Below are 20,479 nucleotides of genomic sequence, written 5' to 3' on the forward strand. Positions count from 1 at the left end.
CACCCGGCCTCGAAACCACCTCTTCCGCCAAATCTGCCTAGGAGAAAGCGCCGCATCGCTCTGAGGCGTCGGACCCGACTTTCCTGGTAGCTCCGGCGGCTTGGGTGCAGATGGCCGCGAACGATCCATCTGCTCACTCGAATAATACGTTCAAGACACCCAACGGCTGTGAAGATATCGTGGCCTATCTTCGCGGAATTGTGAGATAGGTTCGGGCGAGCTTGGGAGGGTATACCCGCCTGGGTGTCAGACGAGTTTTAGCGCTCCTCGCTACCCGGAGAGGACGCATCCGGCAGGCAGACCCTTCCCGCACAGCAGTCTTCCATTAGAAATCGCAGCAGGCCGTTCAGGGCATCGAACTCGGCGGTGTAGAGGATCGACCGGCTTTCTCGGCGCGAGGACACCAGGCCCGCACGCTCCAGCTCTTTCATATGGAAGCTGACATTCGATGCGGTGACCCCGGCTTGTTCGGCGATCAGGCCCGCAGCCAAACCTTCCGGCCCCGCGACGACCAGCATCCGCAGGATGCGCAGGCGGGTTTCCTGAGACAGGGCCCCGAAGGACAAGAGCGCTTGACGTTCATCCATTATTTGACGATCCTAGAAGTGTCGAATCAATAGGTATCGCAAATGACGGTCCAAAGCAACATCGGCGCGCCGACCGGCGCGGCCGACCCGCAAGATATCACCATCGGCGAGCTTCTCGAGGCCCTCCGCAACGTCGAGGATCGGCCCTTGGTCTTCACCTATGACGGCCAGGAGGTGCGACCCGGTTACCACGTCACCGAGGTGAAGGCCGGGCAGTTTCGCGCGCTGGATTGCGGCGGAAACCCGGAGGCCTGGACGGAGATCTTCGTCCAGCTCTGGGACGTCAATGAGGATCGGGCGCATATGCCCGCAGGACTTTTCACCAGGATCATCGGCAAGGTTATCGATCATGTGTCTCTCGACCCACAGGCGAAACTGACCTTCGAGGTCAGTGACGCGGTGAGGCCGATGCAACTGCATCGCGCGGCTTACCCCAGCCTCGCGGACGACCGCGTGATCGTTGCGCTGTCACCGCGCCCGGCAAGCTGCAAACCACGCGACCGCTGGCTTGATGACCAGAAGGCCGCTTCGGCCTGCTGCGCACCCGTGGCGAAACAGAGCTGCTGCGGGTGATGTGGGAATGGACGTCATCATCTACCACAATCCGGAATGTGGCACCTCCCGGAACACACTCGGGCTGATCCGCAATGCCGGTATCGAGCCGCATGTGATCGAATATCTGAAGACCCCGCCGTCGCGGATCATGCTGGAGAGCCTGGTGGCGCGGATGGCAACCCCGCTGCGCGCGCTGCTGCGCGAAAAGGGCACGCCCTTCGCGGACTTGGGTCTTGGCGACCCAGCACTGACGGAGGCGCAGATCCTCGACGCGATGCTGGAACATCCGATCCTGATCAACCGTCCCATCGTAGTGAGCCCCAAGGGGGTGCGCCTCTGCCGCCCCTCCGAGGCGGTGCTGGATCTCTTACCGCCCCAGCTGGGCGCATTCTCGAAAGAAGACGGCGAGCCGGTGGTCGATGCGAATGGAAATCGCGTCCTGCCGGAAGCGCCCTGAACGGAGTTCATCCCTTATGACGTCCCCTCAACCGACCAGACGGCTGTCCTTTCTGGACCGCTGGCTGACGCTCTGGATCTTTGCGGCCATGGCGATTGGCATCGCCCTGGGCACTGTATGGCCGGGGCTGCCGGTCGCACTCAACGACCTTTCGATCGGCACGACCAATATCCCGATCGCCATCGGCCTGATCCTGATGATGTATCCGCCCCTGGCAAAGGTCAGGTATGAGGAGTTGCCGCGGGTGTTCCAGGATCGCCGGGTGCTGATCCTGTCGCTGATCCAGAATTGGATCATCGGTCCGGTCCTGATGTTCGTTCTCGCCGTCATCTTCCTGCACGATCAGCCGGAATACATGACCGGACTGATCCTGATCGGGCTGGCACGCTGCATCGCCATGGTGCTGGTCTGGAACCAGCTCGCCCGGGGCGACGGCCAGTATGTGGCGGCGCTGGTCGCCTTCAACTCGGTGTTCCAGATCCTGTTCTTCTCGGCCTACGCCTGGTTTTTCCTGTCGGTCCTGCCGCCGCTGTTCGGGCTGGAGGGAAGCGTGATCGACGTGAGCTTCTGGACGATCACGGAGGCGGTGCTGATCTATCTTGGAATCCCGTTCCTCGCCGGTTTCCTGACCCGCCGGATCCTCGTCGCGCACAAAGGCGAGGCCTGGTATGAAACCGCCTTCCTGCCGCGCATCGGCCCGATCACCCTGGCGGCGCTTCTGTTTACCATCGTGGCGATGTTCAGCCTGAAAGGCGGCGATGTCGTCGCGCTGCCGACGGATGCTCTTCGCATCGCCGTGCCGCTGGCGCTCTACTTCATCATCCAGTTCCTGGTCAGCTTCGCCATGGGCCGGATGATCCAGGCGGATTATCCGCGCACCACCGCCATCGCCTTCACGGCGGCCGGGAACAACTTCGAGCTGGCCATCGCGGTGGCCATCGCCGCCTTCGGCCTCGCCTCGCCCGTAGCCTTTGCCGCGGTGATCGGCCCCTTGGTCGAAGTGCCCGCGCTGATCCTGCTGGTCCATGTCGCCCTGCGGCTCGGGCGGCGCTGGTTCCCGGACGCGCCTCCGGCTGAGGAGGTCCGCGCATGACCGATCTGCCGAACCTGACTGATGCCGTTCAGCTGCCGTCACTAGCGGACCTGACCGGCCCCGCATCCGGCCACCCGCCCCGCATTCTGCTCCTCTATGGCTCGCTGCGGGAACGGTCCTACAGCCGCTTTCTCACCCAGGAAGCGGAACGGCTGCTCCGGCACTTTGGCTGCGAGACACGGGTGTTCGACCCTAAAGGGCTGCCCTTGCCGGATGAGACCGATGCCGATCACCCGAAGGTGCAGGAGCTGCGCGAGCTTTGCCTCTGGTCCGAGGGCCAGGTCTGGACAAGCCCGGAACGCCACGGCGCGATGACCGGCGTCATGAAAAGCCAGATCGACTGGATTCCGCTGTCCATGGGTGCGGTCCGCCCGACCCAAGGCCGGACACTGGCGGTCATGCAGGTCTCGGGCGGCAGCCAGAGCTTCAATGCGGTCAATCAGATGCGCATCTTGGGGCGCTGGATGCGGATGCTGACCATCCCGAACCAGTCCTCCGTCGCCAAGGCCTATGAGGAGTTCGACGCGGCAGGAAGGATGCGGCAATCGCCCTATTACGACCGGGTGGTCGATGTGATGGAAGAGCTGGTAAAGTTCACCCTTCTGACCCGGGACATCTCCGGGCACCTCACCGACCGCTACAGCGAACGCAAAGAGGCGGCGGCCAAATTGCACCATCGCCTCAACCTCGGGGCCGCGACGTGAGGCAAGCCCCAATCGTGGCCGCCCTGGGCGTCACGCAGATCATCGGCTACGGGTCGATCTATTACGCCTATCCTATCCTCGCGCCCGCGATTGCGGCCGAGTTCGGCGTGCAGGAGCCGGTCCTATTCGGCATCCTCTCCGCGGGCCTTCTCCTCGGCGGGCTGGCCTCTCCGGTGCTCGGGCGTCAGATCGACCGGTTCGGCGGGGCGCAGGTCATGTGCGCGGGCAGCCTGGCGATGGCGCTGCTGAGCCTGCTCATCGCCGGATCCCCGAACATCTATGTGTTCGGGGGCCTGACACTTCTGATCGAGCTCCTTAGCTTTGCGGTCCTCTATGACGCGGCGTTTTCCGTCCTGGCGCAGAAGAGGCCCAATGACACGCGGCGCGCGATCACCAATCTGACCCTGATCGCAGGCTTCGCCTCGACGATCTTCTGGCCGGTATCGGGCTGGCTTGTCACAGAGATCGGCTGGCAGGGAGCTTACCTCGTCTTTGCGGCACTTCACCTGTTCCTGGCCGTGCCCTTGCACGGCTGGATCTCCGCGGCGCCACGTTCGGCCGAGAAGGCTGCGGTTGAAGAGCAGAGGCCGAAACCAGACGAGAGATACATCCCTCTTAAGGGCCGAACCGCGCGGCGCGCCTTCATCCTTCTTGGGATCGCCTTTGGGCTGACAGGCATGGCGATCTCGGCCCTGGGTGTCCACCTTGTCCTCGCCCTGCAATCTCTCGGCCTCGGAAGCTCATCCTACCTGATTGCCATGCTGATGGGGCCGGCACAGGTCGCCATTCGGGTGGTGGATGCCACCCTGTGGCGCAACCAGCATCCGCTCCTCGTCGCCATCGTGTCCAGTGCGGCCATCCCGGCGGCGCTCGCCCTCCTGCTGCTACCGGGGCCGGCAATGATACTGGCCGTTTGCTTCGCGATCAGCTTCGGTGCGGGTCAGGGCCTGTCGAGCATCGTGCGCGGCGCGGTGCCGGTGGCGTTGTTCGGGTCAGAGGGAACAGGGCAGAGGCTGGGCCGCCTAGCCGCTATCCGCAGCGTGTTGGGTGCCTCTGCCCCGTTTCTATTTTCCTGGATTGCCTCAGCATCCTCGATGCCGTTTGCTATCGGCATCGTAATGACGGTGGGCCTGTGCGGCCTTGGAGCGCTGGTATGGCTTTATCGTGAGCTTCGGCTGGCAGAGAAGTATGGTGCAAGGTGAAATAACGAAGAGTGGCAGAGCATCCACTTGGTCGGCTTTGTTGCAAAAATCGGTCGTTGTTGAGATGTGCTCCTTTTCCGCTTTGTAATTAGGCCACGCGTTTGATCTCGGCGGTGCCGAGTGCATTGAAGCGGTTCATGAGTGCTACGCGGGTCTGGACTTCAGCTGTCTGGCGATCCGGATCACGTGATGCGATACGTTCCCCGAATGCCTTGAGACACTTCATCTTTGCCTCTATCCGACTTCGGGCATGATCTCCGGACCAGCGTTTCCAGGCTGCCCGCCCTATGCGTTGTACAGCCTTGAGGGTCTCGTGGGCGGGACAGCTCTCCCTCCATAGTCGGCCGCTCTTGCGGATGGGTATGACCGCTGTGCCGCCGCGCTCCAGGATCGCGGTGTCGCATCCCCTTGTGTCAAAGGCACCGTCGTAGATCCAACCGTGCGCGAGTCATATCGCTATGCCCGCAGTTCATGACTTCTCGATCCGCCGCAGGTCAGCGACGAGTTAGACATCATTTCTGTATGATGGGAACAGCTACAGCCCGAAACGCCCTCAGTTTCGCAGGCCAAGCGCTTTCAGCCAAGCATCGACCTGACCGAAGGCATCTCGCTGCCATTGATCCGCATCTCGGCCACCCAGTATCTGGCTGTCCTCCACAAAGCGACGAACGCTGGTGGGACCAAAGCCTTCAATGGCGTCAAACTTTCCGTCGATGTAGCGGTATCCTGTAACTGCGCTGATGTGCTCCACCAACGGCCTGCACGCGGCGGCTAAGGCGTCTACACCCTCGGGATAGTTACGGATGCAGTAGTATATGTCGTAGGCGTCCTTCTGCTTAAGGCGGTTCTGCAGCGCATGCCCTTTCATCGCGAGCAAAGCAGGCACCGAACAAACCGCCAGCTCAACGGTGTTGCGACCGCCGTTAGGCATGGTGCCATCAATCGAGACCAGTTCGTGAAAACGAATGGCCAAATCTGCTCCGTCGGCTCGCTGCACAGCAAAGTCTGCGATGATCGGCGGATTATTCTTCACGACCTCTGCGTCGCGCGGCATCAGAAAATCAACTACGACATCAATTCCAGGACCGTCGTCACGAGCCGAAACGGTCCGGACGAGCTGAAACCTTCTGAAGCCAGCTCGCTGACTGTAACCTTGCGCCATTAGCGCTTCGACCAGCGTGGCGTATTCACCGTCCCCCAATGCTTCTGCGTCGAGGCTCAGATCGACGTCAAGCGTGCCGACATGAGGCATTTCCTCGTTTTCGAGCAAGAGCCAGGGAACCGCACCCCCGATAACCGCAAACTTTCCACGGAAACTTCCGAGCACCTGGCCTATTTCTATCAAAACGCTTTTGACTGCCTCGGTGGTGCGGTCATCATAGTCGTTGGCAGATTGCGGGTCTTGCGGCATTACTACCAACTCAATTTCTCCTGCCGCAAATGTTCAGCAGCCTCTTTACCTCTTTCACCGCTAGCAGACAAATCGAGATAGGTCTGGACCGCACCCGTACAACGGATGCCTTCCGCAGGCATAATCGTATCTCGGAACAGGCCATCGTCCTTCAAGACCGTGATCGCCACATTTTCTCCCTTGGCTGTGCGCTCGAGCCCCAGTTCCGCGACGAGACGCTCGAGCCCATCATTGTCACAATAGAAAAACTGCGTGGAATGCCGCCCGAACGGAGCGATCCACTGTGCCGCTGAAAACGACGCAAGAACGACTGTGCCGCCTTTCGCTCGCGCGCCAACTACTTTCCCGATGGCTTGTTGCAATGCGCTCCCATGGAGTGGCGTATAGAATCGCAGGCGCTTGCCCATCGGAGGCTCGTAATCTTCAGCCCAAGCATCCAACAATTGATCAGGTTCCGAAATAGCGAGGCCACCGTCCACAACACTGGCCCACTCTCTCGCCAGCAGCGCATTCCGGACATTGCTCACATGCCCGATGCTGACCCCTGCCGCCTCTGAGATATCCGTGACCCGCCATGGGCGCGCAGGATCCTGCAGCATGACACGAAGAACCTGCGACGCCTTTGGCTTGAATAACGACTTCATTTCACGTGCCTCTGCCGCCGGAGAACCAGCAGCTTCGCGCTCGATGAAGGTATTCCCAAAGATCAGTCGAGCATTGCCATGCAAGTCGACATAGCTGACGTCATCATCGACACAGAGCTTTCGGGCTTGTGGCGACAGGTAGGGCGCTATCAGAACTGAGACCCATTGGGAGTTGTTGTGCTGACGGTACTCGTCCATTTCGTGCAGAGCTGCCCGCACATGGCGGGGCTGTCCGTTGGAAGTTATCTCGCAGACGAGCGTCCAGTCTTGACCTCCAGCTGTAATGTCGACCACCAGATCCAGCCTGTGATCCCTGTCGACATGCATCTCGAGTGTGTGGCTATGAATGTTGAGCCTGGGCACACGATCCAACAGGCTCAGCAGGGCCGCCTGAGCTTGCTCTCCAAGTCCTATCACTGGTCGACCACCTTTCAGCATTCGCTGAAACTATGCCAACCAGTGAAAGTTGGCAAGATATTTCATCGAAATCCTTCATTTCAGCACACGTTGAAAACCTCAACATCGCTGAAATTTCCCGATGCCTTGCCAGATCGACATGTTCGGCCAAACGCCTAGCCGCCCTGAAACTCTTGGCAATCCAATGCCGGCAGGAACGGACAGACCCTCGTAGCCTACTCTGCGTCTTCCCCCGTAGCCTCGCGCTCCTCTCCGAAGACCGGCATGTCAGAAATGCCACCGCCGTCCTTTTGCAGCAGGCCCGCATCCTCGAGCGCCTCCATGTCCGGCAGATCGCGCAAGGTGTCCAACCCGAAATGCTCTAGGAAACCCGCCGTCGTCACATATGTATAGGGGGCACCCGGCTCGGGACTGCGGGGACCACGGGCAATGAACCCGTTGCGATGCAGGCGGCCGATCACGTCCCGGCTGACCTCTCGCCCCACCATCCGGGAAATCTCGCCACGGGTCACCGGCTGCAGATAGGCGATCGCTGTCAGCACGAGACCCTCGGTCGGAGAGAGTGGCCGCGTCTCATCAAGGCTACCACGCACGGCCCGGATTGCATCTGAGAACCTGGCGCGCGTGCGGAACTGCCAGCCGCCGGCGACCCGGGCTATCTCGTAGGGCCGGTCGTTCAACTCGCTGGAGATGTCCTCGATCAGGAGATCGATGCTGCACTCGCGCCCGACAATCCCGGCCAATGCTTCGCGCCCGACGGGATCGGCTGAGGCGAAGAGGACGGCTTCAATCCGACCCATCCAAGTTCGCCAGCGCAGTGCTTGCGGCAAATCCGCGAGCTCCGTGTCGAGAGCAATCCCTTCCGCGCGCGCCATGGTCAGAGCCCGAACAACCGGAAGCCGGGACGGCCGCTCAGTTCGCGCACCGCACCCTCCGACATCAACCGTTCGAACAATCGCCTGCTCGCCCAACGGGACATCTTCGCCGAACTCCAGGAGCCAGATACCGCATCATCGCCACGTAGCAGAGCCAGTACCTCGCCAGCGCCTTTGGCCCGAAGTTTCGGCTCGATCTGATCCAGGCGCTGCGCGATCACGGCCATCCCGGCAGCCAGCCGACAAGCCTCGGCCGCACCACTCGCCGCCGCAAGAAGGATCGCACGCTCGAAACCATCACCGCCCGGCCGGGACCGCCCCCTCCCGGGACCAAAACGCATGAAAGAAGCATGAATCTGGTTCGCGAGAACCGGGACCGGCAACGACCATCGCATCCGCATCGAAAGTGCGAGATCGGCGGCCCACCATGCCAAAGCCTCCGCATCCGCCTGCCGCGCCACGATGGCAGTCGCTACCCTGGCAGCCGTGACCGGGGCTGGCGCCTGGAAGCCCAGAAGTTCCGTGAGCACCTCGGGAAGATCTCCGAGCGCTTCCGTCCATCTGACGCCGAGCAACCCGGCGGCGCTCCGCAACCGCTCTTCGTCGAAGGACGCCGAACGTCGGCACACCCGCCGCCAGGCTAGCAGTACATTTCCTGCCGGTCCGGGCTCGCTTCCGGACGGTTGCAGGCACCAGCCATCCCGTAACGCATTTTCGTCTTCCCGACGCCCCAGCAACCGAACCGTTGCAGCCGCCGCTTTGAGCGCCAGACGATGCCGCCATGCCCCACTCCAGGAGGTCTCGCTGCGCACAAGATTATCCAGTGCGGACAAGGCGCTACCTGCCATAAAGGAGGCTTCGACATCCGACGAGACCGCGGCCCTCGGTACCGCCCAGGCAGGAACTTGGTAAGCGGCGCAATGGTGTCCCGATGCCGGTTCAATCTTCTTGTTCATAGCCCCGGAAGCTAGCGCGCATGTGCGCTTTATGCCAGTATTATTGCGAATTACCGCACCACATGTCTGGGTGTGTATATGTCCAATAAGATTGCATTATCGGTCATTATGTTCTTCTATAGCGAAATGCGCTCCAGGACCCAGAAAATGCCCCGAAATCCCACCCAAGACGCGCCAGCGAGGCCGTGCAGAACGCGAGCTTCTGTCTGCGCTTTTCCGGCGGCATCGCGCCTCAGCGCGCACACGCCGGCGCGTGCCGCCCAAGGAGATGGCCATGACAGATGAGGCATCCGATCTGGAAGACGCGAAGAGGGGCGCCCCCTCCCCTGCCCAGCTCGACCACCAGCCCCCTGCCCTGCGAGATCTCACTGAGCGGGCGCGCGGCTATGCTGCGGCCGCAAGTTCGGCCAACACCCGCAAGGCCTATGCTGCCGACTGGAAGCATTTCGCCGGATGGGGCCGGCGCGAGGGGTTGGACGCGCTGACGCCAAACCCGCAGGTCGTCGGCCTCTATATCACCGCCTGCGCTTCCGGCGCGAAATCGGTTGGCGGACGCAAGAACGCGGTCTCGACCATCGAGCGCCGCCTTTCGGCGCTGGTCTGGGCCTACACCCAACGGGGCCTGAACCTTGACCGGCGCGACCGTCATATCGCGACGGTCCTTGCCGGTATCCGCAACAGCCATGCCGCCCCGCCGCGCCAGAAGGAGGCGATCCTGCCCGAGGATCTTTTGGCCATGCTGGAAACCTGCGATCGGGGCACCCTGCGGGGCCTGCGGGACCGGGCCATGTTGCTGATCGGCTTTGCCGGGGGATTGCGACGGTCCGAGATCACCGGGCTGGACGCGGGCCGGGATCAGACCGAGGACGGGCGCGGCTGGATCGAGGTTCTGCCCGGCGGGTTGCTCGTCACTCTGCGCGGCAAAACCGGCTGGCGCGAGGTCGAGATCGGTCGCGGGTCGTCACCCGCAACCTGCCCGGTCAAGGCGCTGGAGGACTGGCTGAAGTTCGCGCGTATCAGCCAGGGACCACTGTTCCGTCGTGTCACCGGCGGCGGAAAGGAACCCGGCGCGTTCCGCCTTAATGACCGCGAGGTCGCAAGGCTGGTCAAGCGGGCCGCTCAAACAGCGGGACTGCGGGGCGATCTGCCCGAGAAGGACCGCCCTGCCCTCTTCTCCGGCCACAGCCTTCGCGCCGGTCTCGCCTCCTCAGCCGAGGTCGACGAGCGTCATGTCCAGAAGCAGCTCGGCCACGCCAGCGCCGAGATGACCCGCAGGTATCAGCGCCGCCGCGATAGGTTCAGGGTGAACCTGACCAAAGCAGCAGGTCTATAACTAAACGTCCGGGATGCGACTACGGCTCCAGAGACCCTGCACGCTCGAGCAATTCGCAGAGTCGCTCGACATCAGCGGTGCTGTCAAAGCTTGCGACAAGTTTTCCTCTCCGTCCACCGCGCGTCAGGGAGATGCCGACAGGCATACCCATGGCAATCGATACACGATGCAGCAGCTCAGGGCTGATATTTTGAACTTGCCCGCCGACGTTTTGCTTCACGACTGGACGCAGATCCTCGCGCTTGACGAGAAGCTCAACCTCGCCAACCGATAGACCTTGTTCCACTACCTACTGTGCGAGCTCAATGGGCAGCTTCGACGTTATCAGCGCACATGCCTGCCCCCTCGGCAGCCGCTTGTCACGCAACACATCTCTAGCACTGGCTCAGACAGCGACAGCAAGCGGAGAAGATTGGCGATATGGCTCCTGCTCTTGGATATCGCATCTGCGAGCTGCTCTTGAGTATGCCCAAATCGGTAGATCAGCAGTCGATACGCCTCGGCCTCTTCTAGAGGACTCAATTTTGCCCGTTGAATGTTTTCTATCAGCGCCACTTGAAGCACTTCATCATCGTCGAAGTCTCTGACGACCACCGGCACCACCGAAAGGCCGGCTAATTGGGCCGCACGCCAACGGCGCTCTCCTGCATCAATCTGGTAGCCACCAGTTTGATGTAGCTGTCTTCCTACCAGTGGCTGAATCACTCCCTTCTGCCGGATTGATTCCGCTAGTTGAGCCAGTGACTCGCTGTCGAATTTCTTTCTGGGCTGATCTGGGTTGGCAGAAACCTTCGAGACCGAGACAACTTGCCCCAAAGGAGCACCGGAGCCTTCAGGTACGGTAAGCGGGGCCTCGGCAGCGGCCAGAAACGTCGAGAGGCCACGTCCAAGGCGGCGGGTTTAAGGAGATTCGCTTACTCTTGTTTGCCTTCCTGACATACCCCAGCAGGACGGCAGCCATGCCTAGAAGCTCAGCAATCTGCGGCGACCGTTTACAACTGTAAAATGTTCGGGCAGCCTCGCCATGCATCTAGTCTCTGTGCGCCAGCATAGACACTATATGCAGGAAACTCTTGACATAAGTCCGTGAATCACCGCCATTGTCATCAAGTGGCGTGAAAAAGGCCACATTTTCGGATTTGAGGCAACCAGATGATTCCCGTGACACCGCTATCCGCGGATCGCCCGTCAGCACTCGCTACTGACATCTCTGAGCGACTGAACGCCGCGATCAGGGAGCATCTCCTTGCTGCGTTCGCTCCAGACAACACCAAGACACTTCGCGAGTTCTCGGCCCCAGAGGTTGCGGAACTGCTGGATGTTTCCGGGCAGTTCATGCGGAAAGTTCATGCAGACGGCGTTCTGCCAGAACCCGCAACCAACCGTGGAGGACGCCGCTACTACTCCGGTCAGGAGATACTGCAGGCGCGCGAGATTCTTGAGCGAACCTCCCGGAAGAAGGGTCACTACTTGCCACGCCGGATGGAGGGCGAAAAGCTTCAAGTCTGGCAGCTGATGAACTTCAAGGGAGGGTCGAGCAAAAGCACGACGACGATCCACCTTGCCCACTACCTCGCATTGCAAGGCTACCGGGTACTGGTCGTTGACCTCGACCCCCAAGGCTCGCTGACGTCCATGTGTGGTATCAGCCCCGAGATCGAGTTCGATGGGCTCACGATTTATGATGCGATCAAATATGAAAACCCTTCGCCGATGGCAGACGTGATCGTGCAAACCTATTTCCCCGGGCTCGCGATCGCCCCTTCCCGGCTTGTCCTGTCAGAGTTCGAGACGGAATCCGCGGTTCATTCCAACCCCGAAAGGCCTTTTTACTTCCGGATCCGCGATGCACTCGCCCAGGTCGAGGCTGACTACGACCTGGTCCTGATGGATAGCCCTCCGCAACTTGGCTTCCTGACGATTTCCGGTATGGCCGCCGCGACCTCGATAATTGTCCCGATGACCCCATCGATGTTGGACGTTTCGTCCACTGCGCAGTTCCTTGAACTGGCAGGTGCTTACATGGGCGTCATCGAAGATGCCGGCGCGGAGCTCAACTACGATCACTTTAAGCTTCTCATCACCCGCGATGAACCCACGGACATCCCATCTCAGCAGATCACCTCGTTCATGCGGGCCCTGTTTCAGGATCGCGTCATGTCAGCCACCGCTCTCAAGAGCACGGCAATCAGTGACGCGACCATGCTCAAACAGTCTCTCTATGAGGTAGTTCGCTCAGATATGACCAGGGCAACATATGACAGGGCTCGGGGCTCGATGGACGCTATCGGCCGCGAGATCGAGACGATGGTCCGGCAAACCTGGGGGCGTAAGTAATGGCTCGCAAATCACTCAGCGGGATGACAGGCATCGCCAGTACGATCGCGCGCTCCACCACCTCGCCATCCGAGCGGTCGACCAAGATCACCGCGCCTGCACTCGGCGCCCTGCAGGGATCTCTCGCCGCAATTCGCGAGATTGAACCTAATTTGATCGACGACTGGGGACCTGTTGACCGGCTTACACCGTTTACAGCTGTAAACGATGATGAAGCGAATGACGGCCTCGAGAGCCTTACGAACAGCATCCGGGATCAGGGACAGCAGGTGCCAATACTGATCCGTCGGGCGAAGGCAGAAGGTCGCTACGAGGTCATTTACGGACGACGCCGGCTCGCCGCGTGTCGTGATCTGGGCATTAAAGTCAGAGCCAACGTCCAAGATCTGGATGACGCTACAGCGCTCATAGCTAAGGGCCTCGAGAACGCTGCCCGAAGGAACCTATCCTTCTATGAGCGGGCCCGGTTCGCCCAAGCGATCCTCGATGCCGGCCATCAACCAACAACAGCGAAGGCGGTGCTTAACCTGTCCTCCGCAGGTCTTTCCCACCTAACAAAAGTCACCCAGGCCGTACCTGCAGACGTCGGTTCGCTCATTGGTGCCGCACAGAGGTCCGGACGACCAAAATGGACTGCGCTGGCAGAACTCTTCATCGCTGGGAAGCTGACCGAGAAGACGGCTGATCGAATCCTGAGGACCGCAAATGAACGCCTGACCTCCGACGAGCGCTTGGACCATCTCATTCGCGAGGCGACAAAGCGCGGTGCACGACATGACGACATCGCCGAGAGCACCCCAGTCGACGGCGTCACGATCCGTTCTGGACGCAGCTCGGTGACGCTAACCGTAAAGCGAAGCGGAGCAACTGCCGAGTTCGCTTCCTGGCTGGACACCCGGCTTCAGGATTTCATCAAACAATCCTACGCGGAGTTCAGATCAAGTTCTCCGCAGGACGACGAATAACCAAACGAGGCAGAGCAGAAAGGAGGAAAGGCTAACAAAACAAAACCCCCGAAGCTGTGAAGCTCCGGAGGCTGCCGCGCCGAAGCGCATTCTCGATTAGACACCCTGAATCTAGCAGCCCCCGAATCACGAATCAAGAGCAACGCTTCCGAGCGAACGGGATAGTTTTGTCTGCTGATCATTATGAAGCACATCACATCCACGGTCCTTGCGGCCGGGGCGCAGGCGAACTGTGCCAAATCTGCGGAGCACTCGCTCCCCGGCATGGGCTCGATCACCCTGCAGCCAGCATTCCGACCTATCTCTCGTCGTGACATCATGGCCGCGGTCAACACATGCAGCCGCGATCTCGGCATCCGGCAAGGCGCGGTCATTGTCTTGGACGCTCTGTTGAGCTGTCTTCCCTGCAAGAGCGCAGATGGCCGAGAAATGCCAGTTTCTCCGACCACCCTGCTCACGGTCTATGCCAGCAACGAAACCCTGTGCTTCCGCGCCAAGGGCCTCACCGACCGCCAGTTGCGGCGGCATCTGGAGACACTCGAAGCCGCCGGCTTGATCCGGCGCCGTGACAGTGCAAATGGTAAGCGCTTCCCTGTGATGCAGCACGGCAAACCGATCGGCGCCTTCGGGCTAGACCTATCGCCCCTCTTCGCGCAGTCCGACGAGTTGCTCGCCCTTGCCCTGCGCCGCCGCGAGGAGGCAGACGAATTGCGCGGGCTGCGGGCCCAGATCCTCAGACTTCGCGCGGCCTGCGCCGAACTCCACTTGAGCGACACTGTCGCCACCTTCATCGACGGACTACGCAACCTCGTGCGGCGTACCTCACTGACACTCGTGGAGGCTCGGGCAGCTCTCTCGCAACTGACCGCTGTCCTCTCGTCACATGCAGCCCCACAAGCAGTCGTCCAATACGAAGTTGAAGAGGTTGAGCAGCGCCTGCACTCCAAAGCGGAAGCCGCTGATGCTAAATCCTGCGCGGAGACCACCACGGACCGCGCTCCAGACCAAGCGGTTCTCCAAGCCTTTCAGGCCCTCACCGCAAAAACTTGCGGCCTGCCGCCAACCGAACAAAAGCCCGCCTCTGACGGACAGAATGTCCGCCACATAGAGCAAGACTCAGATACAAAAAAAAGAAAGCGAGAAGTCGATGACCTTCCAAGTTGGAGAGCCCTGACCGAGGTCAGCGCTTTCTATGAAGAGCCAACAAGCGCCCAAGAGGCCAAACGCATCGCTTTCGAATTCGGAAGCATGCTGAGAGTAAGCCAGGAGATCCTCGCCAGCGCTGCAAGCAAGCTCGGGCTTTGGGAACTTCTCAGGCTTGAAAACCGCATGGCAAAGCAGATCGGAACCATCCTCAACCCTGATGCTTATGTGAGATCCGTCCTGCGGGCGTGATCCCTGACTGTGATCGGGTGGCCCTGAAACAGCAGGATAGACCGTTCGTGAGGAATCGGATAGGTTCGTTGATTGTTCTCATGCGGAAACGCTGCGAGGTGGAGTGATGTGCAATCTTTACGCTCAGACCAAAAGCCAGGACGCGATGCGTCAGGTCTTTCGGGGCGTGCTCGAAGACGGTGAGGATCTGATCGATACCGCAGGCAATCTCGCGCCTGCATCCGGCATCTTCCCCGACTATGCCGCGCCGATCATTCCCCGCGGTGAAGGACGGGATTGGACTTTGACCACGGCCCGATGGGGGATGCCGACGCCACCCGTCTGTCTGGCCGGCAAGCGCACAGACCCCGGCGTCACAAATATCCGCAATGTCAGCTCACCCCATTGGCGCAGATGGCTTGGCGTGGAACATCGCTGTCTCGTTCCATTCACCAGCTTTTCCGAACTCGACGCCCGACCCGGCGCACCTCGCAACAACCCGGTCTGGTTTGCCCTCGGCAAGGACCGCCCGATCGCCTTCTTCGCTGGCATCCACACCGAGTTGACTTCGGTCAGAAAGCTGAAGGAGGGAGAGGTGACAACTGACCTCTTCGGCTTTCTGACCTGTGAGCCAAATGAAGCAGTTCGACCAGTGCATCCCAAAGCCATGCCGGTGATCCTCACGCGCCCGGATGAATGGCGCTGCTGGCTGACCGCGGATACGAGCGAGGCTTTGAAGCTTCAACGGCCGCTGGCCAATGGTCTTCTCGAAATAGCCGCCGAGGGCACACGTGCGGAACCTGCGTGACCGTCTGCAGGCTGGAAGTGATGATTTGCTTCACCTGGTGAAGGGCCGCGTCCACGAAGTCGAGGGCCGGGGCCGAACCGGCTTTGCGCTGTTCCAGACCACGAGATTGCCAGGGCCGGTCTTCTGGATCGTGCTGGCGCATGATCGCGACCGGCCGATGCCGGGATCCCTGCCAGACGGTGTTGCCGAGCGGTTGCACTTCATCGAGGCGAGGGGCGAGACCGATCTGCTCTGGACGGTCGAAGAAGCGCTACGGGCGCGGCCAGTATCTTTGGTGATCGCCGCTCCAGAGAAACCAATCTCACTGACCGCGGGCAGGCGGCTCCAGCTGGCAGCCGAGGCCGGAGGCACCACTGGCCTGATGCTGATCCAGGAGGGCAGGGGAAGCAGTGCCGCCGAGACCCGCTGGAAATGTGATCCGCTACCCTCGCCTCTGGACTCGACTCGTCATCGCTGGATCCTTAATAAGAACAAAAGAGGAACAATCGGAATCTATGATGTGAGTTGGAATGGCACGACGGCTGCTGTCCATCTGGTTCCCCAGGCTGGCGAGCGACATCAGCCTGAGGGTCCGCCCCGTTGAGGGGCCTTTCGCGTTGACGCTCCGGGCGTCGAACGCGGAACATCTGCATTGCCTCAACAGCACCGCAAGCGCCGTCGGGCTCCACCCTGGCATGCCGCTGACCGATGCGCGTGCGGTGTGCCCTCGCTCTCCACGCGGCCCGCCGATCTGATCCGGGAGGGCAGGGCGCTTGAAGGCCTGCGGAGGTGGGCCAGCCGTTACGGGCCTCATGCCGCGAAAGACGGAACGGATGGGTTGATCGTCGATGTTTCGGGCGGGCCGCATCTCTTCGGTGGCGAGGTCGTGCTTCTGGCCGATCTTGAGGCTCGTCTCGAAAGGGCAGGGGTCTCATCGAAAAGCGCCATTGCCGAGACCCGGGGCGGAGCCTGGGCACTTGCTCGCCGTGGTGGCGGGGTGATCCCGGAAGGCGGGTTGCTCTCTCGGCTGGGCCCGACGCCAGTGAGCGCGCTGCGGATTGAAGCTCCGGTCGCCGACGGTCTGACCCGCCTCGGACTGCACAAGATCGCCGACCTGACCGCTGTGCCCCGGGCACCACTGGCGCGCCGGTTCGGCGCTGAACTTCTTCGCCGTCTCGATCAGGCGCTTGGGACCCAGGCCGAGCCTGTCGCAGCCGAAGCGGATGCGCCGCATTTCGGGGTGCGGATGACCTTGCCCGAGCCGATCGGGCTCACGGCCGATGTGATGGGGGTGCTCGACCGGCTGCTTGTGCGGCTTTGCGACAAGCTCACATCGGCCCAGATGGGCGCGCGGGCTGTCCGGCTGGAACTGCACCGCGTTGATCGCTCGGCGGCCGTGGTCGATGTCGGTCTCGCCGCGCAATGCGGGACCCGGTCCGGATCTCGGCCTTGTTCCTCAAGGGGGGGGATAAGGTGGATTCCGGCTTCGGGATCGACGGGCTGCGCCTCTCCGCCACGGTGACCGAACCGCTGGCTCCCGAGCAGATCGGCAACGCGCAGGCGCGTGCGGAGGATGAGCTTTCCGACCTGATCTCGCGGATCGGCAACCGGCTGGGTTTCGATGCGGTGCAGCGTTTTCTGCCCGCCAGCAGTCGCATTCCAGAACGCAGCTTCCTGACCGTCCCTGCTGCCTATACGGCATCGGAAGCGTTTCCCCCGAAACGCCGCCCCCGCCGTCCCATCACCCTCTTCCCGGCTGAAGCTCTGGCCCAGATCTCGGGCGGTGTCTCTGGCAGCCCTCCCGCCCGCTTCAGCTGGCGCCGGATGGGTTTCACCACCCTTCGGGCGCATGGCCCCGAGCAGATCACCCCGGAATGGTGGTTCGATGATCCGGCATGGCGCAGCGGTGTGCGGGACTATTGGCGGATAGAGACCAATGAGGGGCCGCGGCTCTGGCTGTTCCGCACCCCACAATCCGGATCTCGGAACTGGTATGCGCAGGGGGTGTTCCTGTGATTCCTCACGCCGAGCTTTGCGTCACCTCGAACTTCACCTTCCTGCGTGGTGCCTCGCATCCCGAGGAACTGGTGAAGCGCGCGGCCGAGCTTGGCTTTGCGGCCATCACCATCACCGATCGGAACTCCGTCGCCGGGGTGGTGCGGGCATTCTCGGCGCTGAAGGAACTGGCGCGTGTCGCTGAGGAAGCGGGCCAAAATCCTATTGGACAGGGGCCTCGTTGCCCTGGCCGATCCCAGGAGCGCGGCTCATGTTGTCCGACAGCAAGGTGGAATGGGGGCGCTGCCTACCGATCTGGCGGCCTAGACGATTCTGCCTTGTGAAGACCATCGACAAAGTGAGAATCTCATTTTATCTATAATTAATGACGGATAGTACCAAAGAAACCTTGGCTGACAAAATCAGCCGCATCCTTGCAGATCGGATTATTGCAGGCACGCTTTGTGCCGGCGACAAACTGCGTCAGGATCACATCGCCACAGAATTTGGCGCCAGCCATGTCCCTGTGCGAGAGGCGTTTCGTCGCCTGGAGGCGCAGGGACTTGCCATCAGCGAGCCGCGTCGTGGCGTGCGGGTTGCCGGCTTCAGCCCCAAGGAGGTCAGAGAGGTCGCTGGAATGCGCGCGGCACTTGAGACAATGGCGCTCCGCAATGCTGCGCCCAATCTGACCAAGGCAATTCTTGATAAAGCTGAGGAAGCAACGCGGGTTGGTGACCACGCCCCAGATGTGCAGAGTTGGGAGGAAGCCAACCGGCGCTTTCATCGGCTGATCCTCGAGCCCTGCGATATGCCGCGCCTGATGCGCAGTATTGATGATCTGCATGCCGCCAGCGCGCGCTTTCTGTTTTCGGGCTGGCGGGCAGAATGGGAAGCCCCAACCGATCGCGATCACCGCGCTATCCTGGCCGCTCTTCGCGCTGGCGACACCATGAACGCTTGCGCCATACTTGCGCGCCATGTGCAGTGGACGGGGCCAAGGGGGCGATAGCTGCTCCGATAATTATCTATAATAGTGCGAGGGGTCTTGCAGAAGACCCCCATCCATGTGCCTATGCAACGACGGATTCGTCATATTATAGATAATTTGGAGGGTCCAATGCCCACAATCACACCGTATTCTGGCACTGTAACGCCCCTGGCCCGCGTATTTCGCCCGCTGGCCATCGGCATTGCGGGCGTCACGTTGATGACGATTTCTGCCAAGGTGCAAATCCCGTTCTGGCCGGTCCCGATGACATTGCACACGATGGCGGTCATGGCCTTTGCCCTCCTGCTCGGCCCGCGCATGGCAGTGGCTATCTTCGCCGTATATTTCGCGGCGGGTGCCGCCGGCTTGCCGGTATTCGCGGGCTCGCCTGCGCGCGGTCTGGGTCTGACCTATATTGCCGGTCCAACCGGCGGCTACCTTGTCGGCTATCTGCTCGCCTCGGGCGTAACCGGATGGCTAGCTGTGGGACGGGGTTGGCTTGGCCAGACATTTGCGATGCTGACCGGGCTTGGCGTGGTCTACGGGTTTGGCCTGATCTGGCTGTCGGCCTTTGTGCCATCGGAGCAGCTTATGGCCGTCGGAGTCCTGCCCTTCCTCGCCGGAGATCTCGCCAAGATCGCTGTTGTAGGGCTTGCGGCTCAGGGGATGGCGCGACTGCGGGGGCTCAAGTGAGGCTGGATACATCCGCAAGCAGTGCGCTGCGCCACGACTGGAAAACCGATGAAATCCTTGCACTGCATGAGCTGCCCCTGCTCGAGCTTGTCGGGATGGCGAATGCCGCGCATCGCGCGCACCACGACCCGAACCGCCTGCAGAAGGCCAGCCTGCTGTCGATCAAGACTGGCGGTTGCCCTGAGAACTGTGCCTATTGTCCGCAATCGGCGCATCACCGCGATGTGGAGCTGACCCGTGAGCGTCTTATGGATCCGGCGAAAGTTATCGACATGGCCGCCACCGCGCGTAGTGCCGGGGCGGAGCGTTTCTGCATGGGGGCGGCTTGGCGACAGGTGCGCGACGGTCGCGATTTCGACGCCGTGGTCGAGATGGTGGCGGGGGTCAGGGCGCTCGGGATGGAGGCCTGTGTCACCCTCGGCATGCTCAAACCCCATCAGGCCGAGCGCCTCGCAGAGGTTGGCCTCACGGCCTATAACCACAACCTCGACACCAGCCCCGAATTCTACGGCAAGATCATCACCACCCGCACCTATCAGGACCGACTGGATACGCTGGCGACGGTGCGTAGTTACGGCATCGAGCTCTGCTGTGGCGGTATCATTGGCATGGGCGAGAGCGTGCGGGATCGCGCCTCGATGTTGCAGACGCTGGCGACGATGGTGCCGCATCCGGAAAGCGTGCCGATCAATGCGTTGGTGCCGGTCGCGGGAACGCCGCTGGCCGGACGGGCCCCCATCGACCCGCTGGAACTGGTCCGTATGGTCGCCACTGCCAGACTGGTGATGCCCGCCTCGATTGTGCGGCTGTCGGCAGGGCGCTCGAGCTTGAACCGCGAGGCACAGATCCTGTGCTTGATCGCCGGTGCGAACTCGATCTTTTACGGCGACACTCTGCTGACTACACCAAATGCGGGCATCGGCGAGGACGCAGAGCTCATCGCGGCGATTTCTACTCCATTCAGAGCGGGCGATCTGAGTTCGAAAGAAAACCCCAGTCACCAGACCCGCGCCGAGGCGTGAAGTTGGCTGCGAGGGCGACCGTATTCGCCCTCGCAGCTTGGTCGTGTCTCGGAAGTGGTGGAAATTGGCTGGCGGCGTAATCTC

General features: G+C 61.4%; 23 protein-coding genes and 2 pseudogenes. 16 read left to right on the plus strand and 9 right to left on the minus strand.

The features are described 5' to 3' along the window. Positions 1 to 257 precede the first annotated feature (257 nt). Complete coding sequence (locus RT513_RS15550; protein WP_112309824.1) at positions 258 to 587, minus strand: ArsR/SmtB family transcription factor; 330 nt, start codon at positions 585 to 587, stop codon at positions 258 to 260. Positions 588 to 629: 42 nt separating this feature from the next. Here RT513_RS15550 and RT513_RS15555 point away from each other — a divergent pair, with 42 nt between their 5' ends. Genes RT513_RS15555 through RT513_RS15575 form a run of 5 tightly spaced genes read left to right on the plus strand, consistent with a single transcriptional unit; the run spans position 630 to position 4,598 of the window. After that, positions 630 to 1,160, plus strand: coding sequence for a DUF6428 family protein (locus RT513_RS15555; RefSeq protein WP_112309825.1), 531 nt, complete (start codon positions 630 to 632; stop codon positions 1,158 to 1,160). Positions 1,161 to 1,167: 7 nt separating this feature from the next. Continuing rightward, positions 1,168 to 1,599, plus strand: a complete 432-nt coding sequence (arsC, locus tag RT513_RS15560) for an arsenate reductase (glutaredoxin) (protein WP_035714863.1) — start codon at positions 1,168 to 1,170, stop codon at positions 1,597 to 1,599. Positions 1,600 to 1,615: 16 nt separating this feature from the next. Next, entirely contained in the window at positions 1,616 to 2,692 is a 1,077-nt protein-coding gene (gene arsB / locus RT513_RS15565; protein ID WP_112309827.1) for an ACR3 family arsenite efflux transporter, read from the plus strand. After that, the gene (arsH, locus tag RT513_RS15570) at positions 2,689 to 3,396 is read left to right on the plus strand and encodes an arsenical resistance protein ArsH (protein ID WP_112309828.1); all 708 of its coding nucleotides are present in this window, start codon (positions 2,689 to 2,691) and stop codon (positions 3,394 to 3,396) included. The genes arsB and arsH overlap by 4 nt, the downstream gene beginning before the upstream one ends. Then, positions 3,393 to 4,598: an MFS transporter gene (locus RT513_RS15575; protein ID WP_165496664.1), complete on the plus strand. Its 1,206-nt coding sequence runs from the start codon at positions 3,393 to 3,395 to the stop codon at positions 4,596 to 4,598. The genes arsH and RT513_RS15575 overlap by 4 nt, the downstream gene beginning before the upstream one ends. An 88-nt stretch (positions 4,599 to 4,686) precedes the next feature. On the opposite strand, the pseudogene RT513_RS15580 reads toward RT513_RS15575, so the two are convergent. The 5 genes and pseudogenes from RT513_RS15580 to RT513_RS15600 form a co-directional block, all read right to left on the minus strand. Beyond that, positions 4,687 to 5,025: pseudogene (locus tag RT513_RS15580) on the minus strand (transposase); the annotation flags it as partial. A 126-nt stretch (positions 5,026 to 5,151) separates the two neighbouring features. Continuing rightward, positions 5,152 to 6,009 (minus strand): nucleotidyl transferase AbiEii/AbiGii toxin family protein, encoded by an 858-nt coding sequence (locus tag RT513_RS15585; RefSeq protein WP_112309830.1) that lies wholly within the window; start codon positions 6,007 to 6,009, stop codon positions 5,152 to 5,154. Between the two features lie 2 nt (positions 6,010 to 6,011). Then, entirely contained in the window at positions 6,012 to 7,091 is a 1,080-nt protein-coding gene (locus RT513_RS15590; protein WP_112309831.1) for a type IV toxin-antitoxin system AbiEi family antitoxin, read from the minus strand. Positions 7,092 to 7,285: 194 nt separating this feature from the next. Further along, positions 7,286 to 7,945, minus strand: coding sequence for an SMC-Scp complex subunit ScpB (locus RT513_RS15595; protein WP_112309832.1), 660 nt, complete (start codon positions 7,943 to 7,945; stop codon positions 7,286 to 7,288). A 2-nt stretch (positions 7,946 to 7,947) separates the two neighbouring features. After that, complete coding sequence (locus RT513_RS15600; protein WP_112309833.1) at positions 7,948 to 8,901, minus strand: DUF1403 family protein; 954 nt, start codon at positions 8,899 to 8,901, stop codon at positions 7,948 to 7,950. A gap of 274 nt (positions 8,902 to 9,175) precedes the next feature. On the opposite strand from RT513_RS15600, the gene RT513_RS15605 reads away from it, so the two are divergent. Further along, entirely contained in the window at positions 9,176 to 10,234 is a 1,059-nt protein-coding gene (locus RT513_RS15605) for a site-specific integrase (RefSeq protein WP_226937282.1), read from the plus strand. 19 nt (positions 10,235 to 10,253) lie between these two features. On the opposite strand, the gene RT513_RS15610 is transcribed toward RT513_RS15605, so the two are convergent. Beyond that, positions 10,254 to 10,520 carry a hypothetical protein gene (locus RT513_RS15610; RefSeq protein ID WP_131389347.1) on the minus strand — a complete coding sequence of 89 codons (267 nt, stop codon included), beginning with the start codon at positions 10,518 to 10,520 and terminating at the stop codon, positions 10,254 to 10,256. A 38-nt stretch (positions 10,521 to 10,558) separates the two neighbouring features. Beyond that, positions 10,559 to 11,050, minus strand: a complete 492-nt coding sequence (locus RT513_RS15615; protein ID WP_158212556.1) for a ParB/RepB/Spo0J family partition protein — start codon at positions 11,048 to 11,050, stop codon at positions 10,559 to 10,561. A gap of 336 nt (positions 11,051 to 11,386) precedes the next feature. Between RT513_RS15615 and repA the strand changes: the two genes are divergently transcribed. The 5 genes from repA (at position 11,387) to RT513_RS15640 (ending at position 16,301) form a co-directional block, all read left to right on the plus strand. Next, positions 11,387 to 12,571, plus strand: coding sequence for a plasmid partitioning protein RepA (gene repA, locus RT513_RS15620; protein ID WP_035714014.1), 1,185 nt, complete (start codon positions 11,387 to 11,389; stop codon positions 12,569 to 12,571). A 23-nt stretch (positions 12,572 to 12,594) separates the two neighbouring features. Continuing rightward, positions 12,595 to 13,536, plus strand: a complete 942-nt coding sequence (gene repB / locus RT513_RS15625) for a plasmid partitioning protein RepB (protein ID WP_313534139.1) — start codon at positions 12,595 to 12,597, stop codon at positions 13,534 to 13,536. A gap of 183 nt (positions 13,537 to 13,719) precedes the next feature. Further along, the gene (locus RT513_RS15630; RefSeq protein ID WP_051911374.1) at positions 13,720 to 14,931 is read left to right on the plus strand and encodes a helix-turn-helix domain-containing protein; all 1,212 of its coding nucleotides are present in this window, start codon (positions 13,720 to 13,722) and stop codon (positions 14,929 to 14,931) included. 106 nt (positions 14,932 to 15,037) lie between these two features. Beyond that, a complete protein-coding gene (locus RT513_RS15635) occupies positions 15,038 to 15,718 on the plus strand; it encodes an SOS response-associated peptidase (RefSeq protein ID WP_035714009.1) in 681 nt (226 codons plus the stop codon). Then, positions 15,702 to 16,301: an ImuA family protein gene (locus RT513_RS15640; RefSeq protein WP_051911372.1), complete on the plus strand. Its 600-nt coding sequence runs from the start codon at positions 15,702 to 15,704 to the stop codon at positions 16,299 to 16,301. Before RT513_RS15635 ends, RT513_RS15640 begins: the two co-directional genes overlap by 17 nt. Before the next feature lie 327 nt (positions 16,302 to 16,628). Here RT513_RS15640 and RT513_RS15645 read toward each other — a convergent pair whose 3' ends face one another. Beyond that, complete coding sequence (locus RT513_RS15645) at positions 16,629 to 17,120, minus strand: hypothetical protein (protein ID WP_313534140.1); 492 nt, start codon at positions 17,118 to 17,120, stop codon at positions 16,629 to 16,631. 50 nt (positions 17,121 to 17,170) lie between these two features. On the opposite strand from RT513_RS15645, the gene RT513_RS15650 reads away from it, so the two are divergent. The 5 genes and pseudogenes from RT513_RS15650 to bioB all read left to right on the plus strand — a co-directional run bounded on the left by RT513_RS15650 (position 17,171) and on the right by bioB (position 20,395). Further along, the gene (locus tag RT513_RS15650) at positions 17,171 to 17,713 is read left to right on the plus strand and encodes a hypothetical protein (protein WP_313534141.1); all 543 of its coding nucleotides are present in this window, start codon (positions 17,171 to 17,173) and stop codon (positions 17,711 to 17,713) included. Beyond that, positions 17,713 to 17,898: pseudogene (locus tag RT513_RS15655) on the plus strand (PHP domain-containing protein); the annotation flags it as partial. The gene RT513_RS15650 and the pseudogene RT513_RS15655, both read left to right, overlap by 1 nt. 179 nt (positions 17,899 to 18,077) lie before the next feature. After that, positions 18,078 to 18,701, plus strand: a complete 624-nt coding sequence (locus RT513_RS15660) for a GntR family transcriptional regulator (protein WP_084684238.1) — start codon at positions 18,078 to 18,080, stop codon at positions 18,699 to 18,701. A gap of 108 nt (positions 18,702 to 18,809) precedes the next feature. Continuing rightward, a complete protein-coding gene (locus RT513_RS15665) occupies positions 18,810 to 19,373 on the plus strand; it encodes a biotin transporter BioY (protein WP_035714005.1) in 564 nt (187 codons plus the stop codon). Positions 19,374 to 19,375: 2 nt separating this feature from the next. Then, the gene (gene bioB / locus RT513_RS15670) at positions 19,376 to 20,395 is read left to right on the plus strand and encodes a biotin synthase BioB (protein WP_035714096.1); all 1,020 of its coding nucleotides are present in this window, start codon (positions 19,376 to 19,378) and stop codon (positions 20,393 to 20,395) included. Positions 20,396 to 20,479 lie beyond the last annotated feature (84 nt).

Source organism: Haematobacter sp. (assembly GCF_032102465.1).
Lineage (GTDB): Bacteria > Pseudomonadota > Alphaproteobacteria > Rhodobacterales > Rhodobacteraceae > Haematobacter.

Excerpts from the sequence above, each read along its gene's own strand:
- RT513_RS15605 (WP_226937282.1), top strand. The coding sequence starts at position 9,176 with ATGACAGATGAGGCATCCGATCTGGAAGACGCGAAGAGGGGCGCCCCC.
- RT513_RS15600 (WP_112309833.1), bottom strand. The coding sequence starts at position 8,901 with ATGAACAAGAAGATTGAACCGGCATCGGGACACCATTGCGCCGCTTAC.
- RT513_RS15630 (WP_051911374.1), top strand. The coding sequence starts at position 13,720 with ATGAAGCACATCACATCCACGGTCCTTGCGGCCGGGGCGCAGGCGAAC.
- RT513_RS15660 (WP_084684238.1), top strand. The coding sequence starts at position 18,078 with ATGACGGATAGTACCAAAGAAACCTTGGCTGACAAAATCAGCCGCATC.
- RT513_RS15585 (WP_112309830.1), bottom strand. The coding sequence starts at position 6,009 with ATGCCGCAAGACCCGCAATCTGCCAACGACTATGATGACCGCACCACC.
- RT513_RS15665 (WP_035714005.1), top strand. The coding sequence starts at position 18,810 with ATGCCCACAATCACACCGTATTCTGGCACTGTAACGCCCCTGGCCCGC.
- arsC (WP_035714863.1), top strand. The coding sequence starts at position 1,168 with ATGGACGTCATCATCTACCACAATCCGGAATGTGGCACCTCCCGGAAC.
- RT513_RS15550 (WP_112309824.1), bottom strand. The coding sequence starts at position 587 with ATGGATGAACGTCAAGCGCTCTTGTCCTTCGGGGCCCTGTCTCAGGAA.
- arsB (WP_112309827.1), top strand. The coding sequence starts at position 1,616 with ATGACGTCCCCTCAACCGACCAGACGGCTGTCCTTTCTGGACCGCTGG.
- repB (WP_313534139.1), top strand. The coding sequence starts at position 12,595 with ATGACAGGCATCGCCAGTACGATCGCGCGCTCCACCACCTCGCCATCC.
- RT513_RS15595 (WP_112309832.1), bottom strand. The coding sequence starts at position 7,945 with ATGGCGCGCGCGGAAGGGATTGCTCTCGACACGGAGCTCGCGGATTTG.
- RT513_RS15635 (WP_035714009.1), top strand. The coding sequence starts at position 15,038 with ATGTGCAATCTTTACGCTCAGACCAAAAGCCAGGACGCGATGCGTCAG.
- RT513_RS15555 (WP_112309825.1), top strand. The coding sequence starts at position 630 with ATGACGGTCCAAAGCAACATCGGCGCGCCGACCGGCGCGGCCGACCCG.
- repA (WP_035714014.1), top strand. The coding sequence starts at position 11,387 with ATGATTCCCGTGACACCGCTATCCGCGGATCGCCCGTCAGCACTCGCT.
- RT513_RS15590 (WP_112309831.1), bottom strand. The coding sequence starts at position 7,091 with ATGCTGAAAGGTGGTCGACCAGTGATAGGACTTGGAGAGCAAGCTCAG.
- arsH (WP_112309828.1), top strand. The coding sequence starts at position 2,689 with ATGACCGATCTGCCGAACCTGACTGATGCCGTTCAGCTGCCGTCACTA.